This is a genomic window from Streptomyces sp. NPDC026575 (genome assembly GCF_055567415.1).
The window spans coordinates 121,154-135,052 of sequence record NZ_JBVHQM010000004.1 but is presented as its reverse complement, the minus strand read 5'-3'; the positions used below and the strand labels follow the sequence as shown (position 1 = coordinate 135,052).

Annotated in this window: 10 protein-coding genes and 1 tRNA gene; 9 read left to right on the top strand and 2 right to left on the bottom strand. The window is 70.3% G+C overall.

Annotated features, from left to right (window positions below):
- Positions 1–20 precede the first annotated feature (20 nt).
- From ACZ4NB_RS06775 to ACZ4NB_RS06740, 8 genes are all read left to right on the top strand, one after another.
- Positions 21–707, top strand: coding sequence for an HAD family hydrolase (locus ACZ4NB_RS06775; protein ID WP_467658828.1), 687 nt, complete (start codon positions 21–23; stop codon positions 705–707).
- A gap of 40 nt (positions 708–747) precedes the next feature.
- Positions 748–1,572, top strand: coding sequence for an aldo/keto reductase (locus ACZ4NB_RS06770; protein ID WP_467658826.1), 825 nt, complete (start codon positions 748–750; stop codon positions 1,570–1,572).
- A gap of 136 nt (positions 1,573–1,708) precedes the next feature.
- Positions 1,709–3,289, top strand: coding sequence for an MFS transporter (locus tag ACZ4NB_RS06765; RefSeq protein WP_467658824.1), 1,581 nt, complete (start codon positions 1,709–1,711; stop codon positions 3,287–3,289).
- A 137-nt stretch (positions 3,290–3,426) separates the two neighbouring features.
- Positions 3,427–6,273: an AMP-binding protein gene (locus ACZ4NB_RS06760; RefSeq protein WP_467658822.1), complete on the top strand. Its 2,847-nt coding sequence runs from the start codon at positions 3,427–3,429 to the stop codon at positions 6,271–6,273.
- Between the two features lie 18 nt (positions 6,274–6,291).
- Complete coding sequence (locus ACZ4NB_RS06755; RefSeq protein WP_467658820.1) at positions 6,292–7,239, top strand: NAD-dependent epimerase/dehydratase family protein; 948 nt, start codon at positions 6,292–6,294, stop codon at positions 7,237–7,239.
- A complete protein-coding gene (locus tag ACZ4NB_RS06750; protein ID WP_467658818.1) occupies positions 7,229–8,257 on the top strand; it encodes a methyltransferase in 1,029 nt (342 codons plus the stop codon). Before ACZ4NB_RS06755 ends, ACZ4NB_RS06750 begins: the two co-directional genes overlap by 11 nt.
- 109 nt (positions 8,258–8,366) lie before the next feature.
- A complete protein-coding gene (locus tag ACZ4NB_RS06745; RefSeq protein WP_467658816.1) occupies positions 8,367–9,833 on the top strand; it encodes an FAD-dependent oxidoreductase in 1,467 nt (488 codons plus the stop codon).
- Between the two features lie 307 nt (positions 9,834–10,140).
- Positions 10,141–10,213: transfer RNA gene (locus ACZ4NB_RS06740), tRNA-Arg, on the top strand.
- Between the two features lie 328 nt (positions 10,214–10,541).
- Here ACZ4NB_RS06740 and ACZ4NB_RS06735 read toward each other — a convergent pair.
- Positions 10,542–11,585: a questin oxidase family protein gene (locus tag ACZ4NB_RS06735; protein WP_467658814.1), complete on the bottom strand. Its 1,044-nt coding sequence runs from the start codon at positions 11,583–11,585 to the stop codon at positions 10,542–10,544.
- A gap of 433 nt (positions 11,586–12,018) precedes the next feature.
- Here ACZ4NB_RS06735 and ACZ4NB_RS06730 point away from each other — a divergent pair, with 433 nt between their 5' ends.
- Positions 12,019–12,870 carry a DUF3048 domain-containing protein gene (locus ACZ4NB_RS06730; protein ID WP_467658812.1) on the top strand — a complete coding sequence of 284 codons (852 nt, stop codon included), beginning with the start codon at positions 12,019–12,021 and terminating at the stop codon, positions 12,868–12,870.
- Positions 12,871–12,903: 33 nt separating this feature from the next.
- Here the strand turns inward: ACZ4NB_RS06730 and ACZ4NB_RS06725 are convergent, their stop codons facing one another.
- Positions 12,904–13,890: an SGNH/GDSL hydrolase family protein gene (locus tag ACZ4NB_RS06725; RefSeq protein WP_467658810.1), complete on the bottom strand. Its 987-nt coding sequence runs from the start codon at positions 13,888–13,890 to the stop codon at positions 12,904–12,906.
- Positions 13,891–13,899 lie beyond the last annotated feature (9 nt).

The window sequence follows — 13,899 nt, the reverse complement described above, 5'->3', positions numbered from 1 at the left end:
TCGCAAGGAGCACTCGCCTCATGTCCCGTCCCACGTCCAGGGCCGCCTTCTTCGATGTCGACGAGACCCTGATCACCGTCAAGAGCATGTTCGACTTCCTGGCCTTCCACTACGACGCGGAGGGGGCGCGCGCCGGCACGTACGACGCGCGCATGGCCGATCTGCGGCGGCGGGCACAGGAAGGCGCGCCCCGCGAGGAGATCAACCGCGGCTACTACCGGCTCTACGCCGGAATCCGCGAGGCCGACCTGAAGGCGCAGGGAGAACGGTGGTTCCAGGCACGCCAAGGGGCGGGACGGCTCTTTCACCAGCCCGCCCTGGACGCCTTCCGCCGCCACGCGGCCCAAGGGGACCGCACCGTCCTGGTATCCGGCTCCTTCTTTGCGTGCATGGACCCGATCGCCCGTCACATCGGCGCCGACACCGTGCTGTGCTCCCGGCCCCTCGTCGAAAACGGCCTGCTCACCGGCGAGATCGAGCAGCCGATGATCGGCCCCGCGAAGGCCGGGGCCGTCCAGTCCCTCGCCGCGCGGGCCGGTCTGGATCTGGCAGCGAGCCACGCGTACGGCGACCACGCCTCCGACCTGGGCCTGCTGCGCACCACCGGAAGCGCCACCGTCGTGGGCGACGACGACGTCCTGGCCGAACACGCCCGCATCCACGGCTGGAGCCGGCTGCCGGGCCTGGAACACGCGGCTTCCCTGTGACAACTCCATCAGTCCCCCAACGACATACCCAGAGGAAACGATGACGCAGATCCCCTCCATCACCCTGAACAACGGCGTACAGCTCCCCCAGCTGGGCTTCGGCGTGTGGCAGGTCCCGGACGAGACGGCCATCGCGGAAGCCCTGCGGGTCGGGTACCGCAGCATTGACACGGCCTGGGGATACCAGAACGAGGCCGAAGTCGGACGCGCCATCGCCGCGTCCGAGCTGCCGCGTGAGGACGTCTTCGTCACCACGAAGCTGTGGAACGACCACCAGGGCTACGACGAAGCGCTGGTCGCGTTCGAGGACAGCCTGTCCCGGCTGGGACTTGAGTACATCGACATGTACATGATCCACTGGCCGGTCCCCACCCGTGACCTTTTCGTGCCCACCTGGAGGGCCCTGGAGAAGCTGCACGCGGACGGCCGCGTCCGCGCCATCGGTGTGTCCAACTTCCGCATTCAGGACCTTCGCCGACTGATGGACGAGACCGCTACCGTGCCGGCCGTCAACCAGATCGAGCTGCACCCCAGCTTCTCCCAGCGCGAGCTGCGGGAGTTCCACGCCGAGCACGGCATCGTCACCGAGGCGTGGAGCCCGCTGGCCCAGGGCGGCACCGTCCTGAACGACCCGGCGGTGGCCGCACTGGCGGACAAGCACGGCAAGTCCACCGGACAGATCGTGCTGCGCTGGCACGTCCAGCTCGGCAACGTGGCCATCCCCAAGTCGGTCACTCCGGCCCGCATCAAGGCCAACCTCGACATCTTCGACTTCGCGCTCGACGCCGAGGACATGGCCGTCCTGGACGGACTGAACACCGACAACCGCCTGGGCCCGCACCCGGACACCTTCGTCACCGTCTGACCTCACTGACCTATCCGCGCCGCCGGGCCCACCCCAGGGGCCAACGGGGAACGGCGGCGCGGAGTTCGGACACCCACCCCACACCATCTCGGAGGCAGTACTCACCATGTCCTCAACCCCGTCAGCCTTACCGCACGTGCCCAAGAAGCGGCCGGCGCTGGTCCTGTTGACCGTATGCCTGGCCGCCCTGCTGCTTCCCCTGTCCATGACGGGCACCTCAGTGGCGCTCCCGGACATCGGTGCCGGCCTCCGTGCCGATCTGGCCTCCCTTCAGTGGGCCATCAACGGCTACAACCTCGTCTTCGGCTGCTTCATCCTCGCCGCGGGCTCGCTCGCGGACCTGGTGGGTCGGCGCAAGGTGTTCCTGTCCGGCGTCGCGCTGTACGCCGCCGGCGCCCTGGTCTCGGCGCTGGCCGGCGACATCGTCGTCCTGGACATCGCGCGCGCGGTCTCCGGCCTCGGCGCGGCCGCGGCACTCCCCAGCGGCAGCGCGCTGATCGCCCAGGCATTCGAAGGCCCGGCACGGGCCCGCGCATTCGGCGTCTTCGGCACCACCACCGGCATCGGCCTCGCCCTTGGTCCGACGGTCGCCGGTCTGCTGATCGACACGTTCAGCTGGCGGGCCATCTTCCTGGTCCCGGCCGTCATCGCCTTCGTGGTCGTCGCGCTGTCCCCGCTGCTGCCCGAATCCCGGAATCCCGCAGGCGGCCGCGTCGACAAGGCCGGCACCGTCACCTTCACCGGTGCACTGCTGCTGCTCATCTACGGCTTGGTCGAGGGGCCCCAGACGGGCTGGGTGAGCCCGCTGGTGCTGGGCTCCTTCCTCGGCACCATCGTGCTGCTGATCGCGTTCGTGGTCGTCGAGCTCCGCCAGGAGCACCCGATGTTCGACTTGAGCCTGCTGGCCAAGCCCCAGTTCCTGGCGCTGTGCGTGACGGCCATCGTGATCGTCTTCGGCTTCACCCCGCTCCTGGTCGCCCTCCCCACGTACTTCTCGACGGTCTTCGGGCTCAGCGCGCAGCAGGCCGGCGTCACGCTGATCATGCTCACCGGCGCGACCCTGGTCTTCCCGATGATCGCCGGCACTCTCACCCGCTGGATTCCGGCGAAGGTTCAGCTCGTCGCCACCGTCGCCCTCATGGGGGCCGGCGCGGCCTGGCTGACCGTCATCGAGCCGGGCGTCTCCAACTGGACGATTCTCGGCCCGATGCTGCTGATCGGCATCGCGACCGGCATCTCCTTCGGCCTGCTGGACGGGGCCGCGGTCAGCAGCGTCCCGGCGGAGCGCGCAGGCATGGCCGCGGGCATGTTCAACACCATGCGCCTGGCCGGTGAGGCCGCGTCGATCGCGGTGGTCACCTCGCTGCTCGTCAGCTTCACGGGCAGCGGCCTGGGCGACGGCCTGAAGTCCTATGACAGTCCGTACGCGGACAAGCCCGGTGAGGTCGCCAACCTCCTCAACCAGGGCGACATGGCCAAGGCCCTCGACAGCGTGCACCCCGCGTCGGCGCGTCAGGGTTTCGCCGAGGTGGCGAACGCCGCCTACACCGGCGCCCTGCACGAGGTGCTGTGGGTACTGACCGTGATGTTCGCCGTGACCCTGCCGATCGTGGCGCTGCTGCTGCGCGAGCGCCGCAAGACCCAGGGCAGGAGCAGCACCGTAGCCGCTTCGGCCACCGGCTCCCAGGCCGACAGTGAGCTGATGGGCAAGGTCTGATCTCCGCAGTGGTGCCGGGCCGCGGCCCGGCACCGACGGCCCCGGAGCGAACCTCCACGGTCCCTCCGGGGCCATGCGTATTGCCGCCATTCCGGTCCGGGAGGGACCTCCGGCCGGACACTCAACGGAGAGACACCATGACGACGAGCCAGGACGTACCGGGCGGTCAAGCCGCTGCGGTCGATGGAGAGGGAAGTGCCGACCTGGGCGGGCTCCTGGTGAGAGCCGCGGCACGGTTCCCGGACCACGGGGTCCGGTACTCATCGGGAGAGCGGTCCCTCGACCACACGCTGCGAACATATCCGCAACTCCTCGACGACTCGCTCAGAATGCTGAGTTCCCTGCGGGCGGCAGGGGTTCGTCCGGGGCAGGTCGTGGCGCTGTTGCTCGAACGGCCGGAGGATTTCCTCCCGGCCTTCTGGGCGTGCCTGCTCGGGGGGATACCCGCCTGCCCGCTGGTACCGGTCCGTAACGACCCGCAGCGTTGGGCGGCGCAGTTGAGCCACGTCAATACGCTGCTCGACGGTCCGCTCGTGGTCACCGACAGCCGAACGCACAAAGAGCTTCCCGCTGTCCAGGGTCTGGCCGTCGCCACGGTCGAGGAGCTTGACCTGGCCGCGGCCGGCACGGACGCGCGCACTGTCGCGGTATCCACTGCCGGCCCGGACGACGTAGCGCTGCTGGTGCTCACCTCCGGTTCCACCGGCGCTTCCAAGGCGGTGCGGCTCACTCACGGCAACCTTCTGGCCTCCATGGCCGCGAAGGCCGAGATGCAGTCGCTCACCGCGGATGATGTGACACTCAACTGGATCTCGTACGACCACGTCGCCGCCCTGCTCGAAGCGCACCTGCTTCCGCTTTCCGTCGGGGCTGTACAGGTGCAGGCGTCACCGGAGTCGGTCCTGGCCCACCCGGTGCACTTCCTTGAGCTGATCGATGCCCACCGGGTGACGATGACGTTCACCCCCAACTTCCTGTTGGGGCTGATCAACGAGGCCCTCGATCAGCTGCCTTCTCCCCCGCACCTGGATCTGTCCTGCCTGCGGCACATCGTTTCCGGCGGGGAGGCGAATCCGGTCGCCACCGGCACCGGCTTCCTCGCCCGGCTGGCTCCGTACGGGCTGCACCGCGGGGCCCTCTGGCCCGCCTTCGGGATGACCGAGACCTGCGCCGGCAGCATCTACAACCGGGAGTTCCCCGACGCCGACCACGGAGCCGAGTTCGCAGCGGTCGGGCGGCCGGTCGACGGGCTCCGGATCAGGGTCGCGGCAGAGGACGACGACACGCCCCTCGCCGCCGGCGAAGTCGGCGAGGTGCAGCTCACCGGCCCGATGATCACTCGTGGGTACTGGAACAACCAGGAGGCGACCGAGGCGGCGTTCACGGCGGACGGCTGGTTCCGAACCGGTGACCTCGGCCGGCTCGCCGGGGGGCGGCTGACACTCGTGGGCCGGACCAAGGACAGCATCATCGTCAACGGCGTCAACTACTACAGCCACGACCTGGAGTCGGCGCTCGACGACCTCGAAGGCGTGGAGAAGTCCTTCCTCGCCGCGTTCCCGACGCGTTCGCAGGGCGGCGACACCGAGCAACTCGCGGTCGCGTTCGCGGTCGACTCCGATGTGGTCGACGGCGAGGCAGCCCTCCACCGCCTGCTCATCGCCCTCAGAAACAGTGTCGTACTGCACTGGGGGTTCCGTCCGGCGCTGCTGCTGCCGCTCCCCAAGGACGCCTTTCCGAAGACGAGTCTGGGAAAGATCCAGCGATCGCTGATGCGACGCCGCCTGGAGTCCGGTGACTACGCCGCGCACCTGGAGTCGGTCCAGGGACTGGTGACCCGCCAACTCGGCGGCTACGTCGCCCCTGCGGGCGCGGCCGAAGAGCTTCTCGCGGAACTGTACGGTGAGCTCTTCGAGACGGAACCGTCCGCTATCAGTGCCACTGCCAGTTTCTTCGACCTCGGCGGGACATCGCTGGACATCCTGCGTCTCAAGCGCCTGGTCTCCCAGCGCTTCCCCGGCACGGAGCTTCCGGTACTCGCGATCCTCGGCTCACCCAGTATCCGTGAGTTGGCCGCACTGATCGAGACGGGCCGGGGCGCGGAGCCCGCCCCGTACGATCCGATCGTCGCGCTGCAGACGAGCGGCGACAAGACGCCGCTCTTCTGCATCCACCCCGGGGTGGGCGAGGTGCTCGTCTTTGTGAACCTGGCCAAGTACTTCGTCCACGAGCGGCCCTTCTACGCCCTGCGGGCGCGCGGGTTCAACCCGGGCGAGAAGCCGTTCGAGAGCTTTGCCGAGATGGCGCGCACGTACGTGGACGCGATCCGGTCCAGGCAGCCCCACGGTCCCTACGCGATCGCCGGGTACTCCTTCGGCGCGGCTGTGGCCTTCGAGGTGGCCAAGCTGCTGGAGGCGCAGGGCGAGCGCGTGGACTTCCTGGGCAGCTTCAACCTGCCCCCGCACATCAAGTACCGCATGGACGAACTCGACTTCGTCGAGACCGCGGTCAACCTGGCGATGTTCCTGGATCTGATTCCCCAGCGGCAGGCGATGACGCTGGCCGCGGAGTTGCGCCCGCTGAGCAAGCAGGAGCAGCTCGGCCACCTGATCGACATCGCGCCACCGGACCGGCTCGCCGACCTCGACCTGGATGTGGAGCGGTTCACCGCGTGGGCGGACCTCGCCAACGGCCTTACCGGCCTCGGCCGGACCTACCAGCCCTCCGGCAGTGTCGCCGGGATGAGCGTCTTCTACGCCGTACCGCTGCGCGGCAGCAAGCACGACTGGCTGAACAACCAGCTCAAACGCTGGGAAGACTTCAGCCGCGAGGCGCCCCGGTACATCGATGTGCCCGGCGAGCACTACACCCTCATGGGCCCGAAGCACGTGGCCGCGTTCCAGTCGATCCTGCGGGCGGAGCTCGACCGGGCGCTGTCCGAACCGTCTTCCACGGGAAGCCGGACCGCGCCGGGCAGGAACTAGGGAAGGCGGAACACTCAGATGCTGGCCGGGAAGAAGATCCTGATAACCGGGGCGACCGGTCTGGTGGCGCGCCCTGTGGCCGAGTCGCTCGCGGAGCACAACGAGGTGTGGTGCCTCGGGCGCTTCTCGGACCCGGAGGTGGCGCGTGGGCTCCAGAACCGGGGGATACGGACCTGGCGCTGGGACATGGCAAGGGACGGACTCGACGGGGTCCCCGACGACTTCACCCATGTGCTGCACGCGGCGGTCGAGCGCGGCGAGGGGAACTTCGAGGAGGTGGTGGCCGTGAACTCCATCGCCACCGGCCGCCTGATGACCCACTGCAGCACCGCCGCGGCCTTTCTGTTCGTCTCCACCAGCGCGGTCTACGCACCCCGGGCACTGGACCACCGGCACACCGAGGCCGACCCGCTGGGCACCGAGTCGGTATGGCTGCCGACGTACCCGGTCGGCAAGCTGGCCACGGAGGGCGCTGTGCGAGCGCTCGCCGTGACGCTCGGCCTGCCCACCACCATCGCACGCCTGAATGTCGCCTATGGGCCGCACGGGCACGGTGGGCTGCCGGTCATCTTCCACCGGCTGATGCTCGCCGGTAAGCCGATCGCGGTGCCCCGCGCGGGACAGCACTACTGCTCCCCGATCCACACCGACGACATCTCACGGCACGTGCCACGGCTGTGGGCCGCGGCGAGGACGCCCGCGACCGTTGTGAACTGGGGAGGAGACGAGACCGTCGGCGTACAGGACCTGATGGTCCACGTCTCGGAGCTCACCGGGGTGCCGGTCGACTTCGTGGCGAGCGACGTCACGCGTGCCGTCGTCGCGTTCGACGACACCCGCCGCAGGAGCATCGCCGGCGGCTGCGAAAGGTCCTGGCGCGACGGGGTCCGACAGGCCCTGGACGCGCACTTTCCCGGCACTGTCAAAGCCGGCCCCACGAAAGAGGTTCTCCACCATGATCAGTGAAACGTCCAGCGAACCGCATGTGCTGGGGCTACTGGAGCGCGCGCTGAGCACCAGCTGCGCGGCCTCGCTGCGCGCCGCCGTGAAACTCGGCGTCGCCGACGCGCTCGGCGGCACACCTGCGACGGCGCAGGACCTCGCCGTGGCGGTCGGCGCCGACCCGGACGCGCTGCGGCGTCTGTTGCGCTCGCTCACCGGCTACGAGGTCTTCGCCGAGGACGCCGAGGGACGGTTCGTCCACACGGATGTCTCGCTGCTGCTGCGTGCGGACGGTCCGGACAGCCTCAGCCACCTCGTGCTGTGGATGACCGAACCGTGGACCTGGGAGCTGTGGGGCCGTCTCGACGAGGCGGTTCGCACCGGGAAGGATGTCTTCGTCGGTCTGCACGGCCAGGAGTTCTTCGAGCATCTGCACGCCGCCTGGCCGGAGTCCGCGGCGGTGTTCGATCGCGCGATGACCCAGGCGAGCAAGCAGTCCGCCATGGCCGTAGCCGGCGTCCTTCCGCTGTCCGGTGCACGGACCGTCGCCGACATCGGCGGTGGACAGGGCTTCCTGCTGGCCTCGCTGCTTGAGCACCACCCCGGCGTACAGGGGATCCTGTTCGACCGGCCGGACGTAGTGGCCCATGCCGACCCCCGGCTGCGCGACGGCGGGGCGCTCGCCGAGCGGGTGCGGCTGCTGCCCGGCGACTGCCGCAAGGAGGTCCCGACCGGCGTCGATGCGTATGTCTTCAAGAACATCCTGGGGATGAACGACGAGGACGCCGCCGTGGTGCTGGGCAACGTGGTGAAGGCGGCCCCCGCCGGCGCCAGGGTGATCATCGTGGAGAACTTCGTCGACGACGGCCCGGGGCGGAAGTTCAGTACCGCGATGGATCTGCGGATGCTCCTGACCGTCGGCGGCAGGAAGCACACCCGACAGGGATTGCTCGGGCTCGTGGAGCAGTCGGGCCTCGTCGTCCGGGATGTGCAACCGGTGAATTCCTACCAGCACATGGTGGAAGCCACAACGCCCGCGTAGCCGGGTCGAGCCGCCCACAGCCACCGCGGGCGCAGATCGCAAAGCGAGCGCCAACGACGGTGACCCAAAAGGCAGTTGGTTCGATGGAACGAGGAAAGGACAGGTCCGCATGAGCGAGGCCGCAGACGTACTGGTGGTGGGGGCGGGGCCCACCGGCCTGCTGGTGGCCGGGGACCTGGCCACCGCGGGCGTGCGGGTCACCCTGTTGGAGCGGCGCGAGCACGCCGCCGCCAACCTGACCCGCGCCTTCGCGGTACACGCCCGCACCTTGGAAGTGCTGGACGCACGCGGCCTCGCCGACGACCTGGTCGCCCTCGGAAGGAAGGCACCAGTGGTAGGGGTCTTCGGCAAGATCGAACTGCACCTGCACCGCCTGCGCACTCGCTTCCCGTTCGTGCTGATCACCCCGGAAAGCAACACGGAAGGGCTGCTGGAGCGGCGTGCGCTCGCCGCCGGGGTGCGGATCGTACGGGGTGCCGAGGTGGTGGCGCTGCGTCAACGGCCCGGCGGCATCGAGGTGGATACCGCCGACGGCGGCAGCTTCAGCGCCGCGTACGTGGTCGGGTGCGACGGGGTGCGCAGTACAGTGCGGCAGCTGACCGGGATCGGATTTCCCGGTCGGTCGGTGGTGCGTTCGGTGATGCTGGCCGACATCCAGCTCAAGGACGTGCCCGCCGAGGCGGTCACCACCAACTCCAACGAGCACGGCTTCGCCTCTTTGGTGCCTTTCGGTGACGGCTGGTATCGGGCGATCGGCCGGGTCGCGGGGGACGACCGGCCCGACGACGCACCGGTCGCGGCGGAGGAATTGGCCGGACTGCTGCGCCGGGTACTCGGCTCCGACTACGGGATGCACAACCCGCGCTGGGTCTCACGCTTCCACAGCGACGAACGGCAGGCCGTGCGCTACCGCGAGGGCCGGGTACTGCTGGCCGGCGACGCCGCGCATGTGCACTCGCCCGCGGGGGGCATGGGAATGAACACCGGATTGCAGGATGCCGCCAACCTGGGCTGGAAGCTGGCCGCTGTGGTGCAGGGCCGGGCTGGAGAGCCGCTGCTCGACTCCTACGAGCAGGAGCGCTATCCCGTAGGGAAGCAGGCGCTGCGGATCTCCGGGGCGATCACCAGGGGCGTGCTGAATGCCCCGCGCAGCGCCCTGACGGGCCGACTGCGCGGCCTGGCCCTGCCCTTGGTCTCCCGGCTGAATTCGGTCACCGCGCAGGGGGAGCGCCTGCTCTCCGGCATCGGCATCTCCTACCCGGCGCCGCGCGGCAGCCACCGGCTCACCGGCCGCCGGGTACCCGACCTGCGGCTCGCTGACGGGCAGCGGCTGTACGAGGTGCTGCGCGCCGGCCGTTTCGTGCTGGTCACGCGGGGCCACCCGGTGCCGGAGACACGGTGGCTGCAACTCGCCGCCCCCGCCGGGCCCTTGCGGAGCACCCTGCTGGTCCGCCCGGACGGCCACATCGCCTGGGCGGCTGACGGCCCGGACATCGGGCAACTGCGCGCTGCACTGGAGCGCTGGCCCGTGGATGCCGAGCCCGGTGTGGCCGAGCGCCCGCCGGCGTATACGTGATGTCCGGCAGCCGGACCTGTCACCCCGGCATTCCCGATTCGGACCGCCCTATCCCCACAAACCGTCCCCCGCGTATGGGCCGGCTGCCGCGCTGCTCGTCCACATCGGATGCCACCACCGCCGTCTCCGGGCCTGACCGTCTGAGCCCGCTGGCCCTGTCGAGCTCCGCCGACCCCAGAACCATCACCCGCTACACTGTTCGCGGTGGCTCAGACCTTGGCGTCTGACCCACCTCAGAGCTGCCGGTAAGCCAACAGCCTGGATCCTCCCTGCAGGGAGGATTTCAGTACGTTTCCGACAGATCCCCGCCTCCGTAGCTCAGGGGATAGAGCACCGCTCTCCTAAAGCGGGTGTCGCAGGTTCGAATCCTGCCGGGGGCACATGACTGAGGGCCAGTTCGGAGGCTTGATCCTCTCGAACTGGCCCTTTCGCGTGACCACAGCCCTGCCATGCACGCGTCATAGGGCCCACCAACCGTGACTACTTACAGTGACCGCCGTTGGCCCGTACGGGCCGGGTGATCAGGCGGGAGGGTCTCAGCGGCCCGGCTGCATGGAGTTCGCATCGAGGGGCATCGTGCTCCGGGCTTCGATGTGTCCGACTGCTGCCGACACCTGTCTTCACCTGCTCAAGGCGGCTCGCTCCGCTCACCGCGCGTGGCTCGGCCCCCGCCCGGGCCACGTGGCACTGCTGGAGGTCGGCGCCGCCTCACTCGTCGATCAGTCGGACGGCGTTCAGGGCCGCCGACAGGGCGCGGGTGTCGCCGTCCTCGGAGGCCGCCGCGACGTCCAGTGCGGTGTCCGCGAACTTGATCGCGTGCTCGTTGCCGTTGGCGACCGCCCGCTCGAAGACCTCCTCCGGGGTGAGCGAGGAGGCGTCGGGAGCCGGGCGCGCGGTGTCGGCGGCGTAGATGGCGGTGACCGCCGACGTCGCCGCCCAGGCCACCGCGAAGGAGCTCGCCCACAGCTCCCGGGGGAGCGCGGGCAGGGTCCGCAGCACCGCGTTGGGCGCGGTGGCGGCGTGCACGAGCATGATGCCGTTCCCGTGGCCGTAGTCGCCGTAGTTGAGGGTGGCGGCCCGCACGAGTGCGGTGAGGCCCGCGCGTACGGCCTCGGGGTCGTCGGGGATGTGCAGCGACTCGGTGATGCCTAACCAGCCTGGCGTCTCGGGGAGTTGGGCGTACCCCCGTACGGGCGTCACCTGCTGCTCGGCGACGCGGGGGACGGCGGCCAGCGCCTCGGCCGGGGTGGCGCCGCCCGCGGGGCGCACGGCGGCGGGCAGCAGCAGATGGCGGGCGGCCCAGTAGCCGAGGGCGTGCGCCAACTCCGCGATCCGCGGGGCGTCTTCGCCCTCCGTCAGCAGACTGCGCACGGCATGGCCCACACGGATGACGGGGTGGGTGGCGGCGCCGGCGATACCGGGCAGCAGCCGTGGCCACCACTCGGCGAGGACCTCGCGCCAGGGCCGCTCGGCGACCAGATCGGTGAAGTACGCGGTCCAGTCGGTGACCCGGCCCGGATCGCCCAGCGCCTCCTGCCAGTTGGCGTCGGTGATACGGGTGCGGGCGCCGGGCACGCCCTCCAGCTTGTTCTCGTATGTGTCGAGCCAGCGGTGCACCGTGCGGGCCTGGCCGTTGCGGACCATGGCCTCGACGGCCATCGGGCCGTGATTGCTCAGGAATCCGTTGAACTCGGGGCCGGAGGCGTGCAGACGCTGCAGGGCTTCGCCGAGTGTGCCGCTCGTCGTATCCATGGCCCGAGGCTATGACCGGCGCATCCGGGCGCGTAACGGGCTTACGTCCTACATCGCTGGTCGCGTCCTACGTCGCTGGTCGTACGTGAGCGGCCTCGCGGGGCCGGCGCCGGCCGTGCGGCTCACGGACGCGGTGCGTGCGGAGGACGTACCGCGGCCGGCCCCCATGTGGCTCATTCGCTCGCGTCGGGTGCTGTGGATCGGGTGCATTGTCGGTCGGTGGTGACATTCTGGAGGGGTGTACCGAGCGAGAGTGCACCTTCGATTTCCCGTCGGGCCGCGGCTGTTCCTCCGGGGCGGGCGCCGCGGGCCGCTGTCGGCCCGGACGGCGGCGGTGGCCGGACTGGTCTCGGCGGTGGCGGCCCTCGGTGTCTCGGGGTGTACGCGGTCCGGTTCCATGGAGGGTGCGGGTCCGGCGCGGCCCGGAGGACGGGTGGTCTCACCGTTCACGGGGCTCGCGGCGCGGTCCGGGCCGGTGCTCGCCGTCAAGATCGACAATGTCGGTCCGGCGCGGCCGCACACCGGCCTCGGAGCGGCGGACCTCGTCTACGTCGAGCAGGTGGAGGCCGGGCAGACCCGGATACTCGCCGTTCTCTCGTCGCGGCTGCCCCCGAAGCTGGGGCCGGTGCGCAGTGCGCGGGCGTCGGACATAGAGCTGCTGGGGCAGTTCGGCCGGCCCGCGCTCGCCTACTCCGGGGCGCAGTCGAGGCTGAATCCGCAGATCATGGCCGCGCCGCTGTACGCGCTGCCGCCGGGGAGGGCGCCGGGCGCCTACTTCCGCGACGGCGGGCGGGCCGCGCCGCACAACCTCTACCTGCGGCCCGGACGGCTCCTCGACCAGGCGCCGAAGGCGTCCGCGGCGGCGGACATCGGCTTCCGGTTCGGGCCACCCCCTGAGGGCGGACGGCGCGCAACGGGGTACACCGTGCGGTATCCGGCCGCCCGTTACGACTTCACCTGGTCGTCCGCCGGAAGGAAGTGGCTGGTGGCGATGGACGGGGTGGCCTCGCGCACCACGGACGGCGGCCGACTCGCCGCCTCGACCGTGGTCGTGCAGCGGGTGAACGTCCGCGACTCGGAGTTCCGGGACCGGTGGGGCGCGGTGTCACCGTACACCCAGACCGTGGGGTCCGGCTCCGCCCTGGTGCTGCGCGACGGCAGGGCGTACGACGCCCGGTGGCGCCGGGGCGCGGCACGGGACGGCACGGAGTTCACCACACCGTCCGGGGCGCCGCTGAACTTCGCCCCGGGGCAGGTCTGGGTCGTGCTCACCGGCGGCCGGTGAGCACGACCAGGACGGACCCGGCGCCCGGCCGGATCAGCGGCCGAGCGCGTGCAGCACCGCGTCGGCCATGGCGCGTTCGCCGGTGGCGTTGGGGTGCAGCGGGACGGCCGGCCTGGTCGGGATCAGGCCCTCGACCCACCGGTCCGCGGAGCAGCTGTCATGCCCCTTGGTCGGGCCGAGCGTGTCGACGTAGGTGGCGCCCGCGGCGGTGGCGGTCTTGGCGACCTTGTCGTTGAGTTCGCCGAGCACGGAGCGCAGGAACGACAGGTCCCCGGTCGTGACGGGCATCTGGCCCAGGCACTTCGTGGGGTCGTCGGGCAGCACGGACGGGTAGCCGACGATCAGCACCCTGGCCTTCGGCGCCTTGGCGCGCATCGTCTGGAGGTCCTTGGCCAGCTGGGCGGTCGCCTCGTCCAGCCGGGTGCTGAGGGTGTTGTTGTACAGGTCGCGGCAGGGAGTGCCGAAGGGGTTGGTCAGGGACACGGCGGAGCAGACGACCGCGACATCGCCGAAGCCGAAGTCGGAGCGGCCGATGTTGTTGCCGGTGATGGTGAGCGTGATCAGGGAGGTGTCCGCGGTGACGGCGTCGAGCTGGGGGCCGTTGACCTGCACCCCGGCGTCCTTCTGGGGCGTGCTGAGCGCGCTCACCTTCGCTCCGGCGCAGGTCTTGTCCACGTACGAGGACGGGGCGAGCGCCGCGGCGACGAGATGGCCGTAGTTGTGGTCGGAGCGCATGCACAGGCCCGCGGACTGCGACAGGACCCCGGCACCGGCGGCGTAGGAGTCGCCGAGCGCCACGTACTTGCCGGTCCCGGTGTTGTCCGCGGCGTGGGCGGACGAGACGCCGGTGGTGAGGGTGGCGGCCAGGAGCCCGGCACCGGCCAGGGCGGACGACCACTTCTTGGTGCGTGTGGTGCTCTGTGGTGCTCGGGTGTTCGAGGTGCTGGATGATGCGTCGGTGTTCGCGGTGCTGGATGATGCGTCGGTGTTCGCGGTGCTGTGCGTGACGGCTCTGAACACAGTTCCCCC

Bases quoted from the DNA above. Each gene is read 5' to 3' on its own strand.
- ACZ4NB_RS06775 (WP_467658828.1), top strand. From the start codon at position 21: ATGTCCCGTCCCACGTCCAGGGCCGCCTTCTTCGATGTCGACGAGACC.
- ACZ4NB_RS06750 (WP_467658818.1), top strand. From the start codon at position 7,229: ATGATCAGTGAAACGTCCAGCGAACCGCATGTGCTGGGGCTACTGGAG.
- ACZ4NB_RS06745 (WP_467658816.1), top strand. From the start codon at position 8,367: ATGAGCGAGGCCGCAGACGTACTGGTGGTGGGGGCGGGGCCCACCGGC.
- ACZ4NB_RS06755 (WP_467658820.1), top strand. From the start codon at position 6,292: ATGCTGGCCGGGAAGAAGATCCTGATAACCGGGGCGACCGGTCTGGTG.
- ACZ4NB_RS06735 (WP_467658814.1), bottom strand. From the start codon at position 11,585: ATGGATACGACGAGCGGCACACTCGGCGAAGCCCTGCAGCGTCTGCAC.
- ACZ4NB_RS06760 (WP_467658822.1), top strand. From the start codon at position 3,427: ATGACGACGAGCCAGGACGTACCGGGCGGTCAAGCCGCTGCGGTCGAT.
- ACZ4NB_RS06770 (WP_467658826.1), top strand. From the start codon at position 748: ATGACGCAGATCCCCTCCATCACCCTGAACAACGGCGTACAGCTCCCC.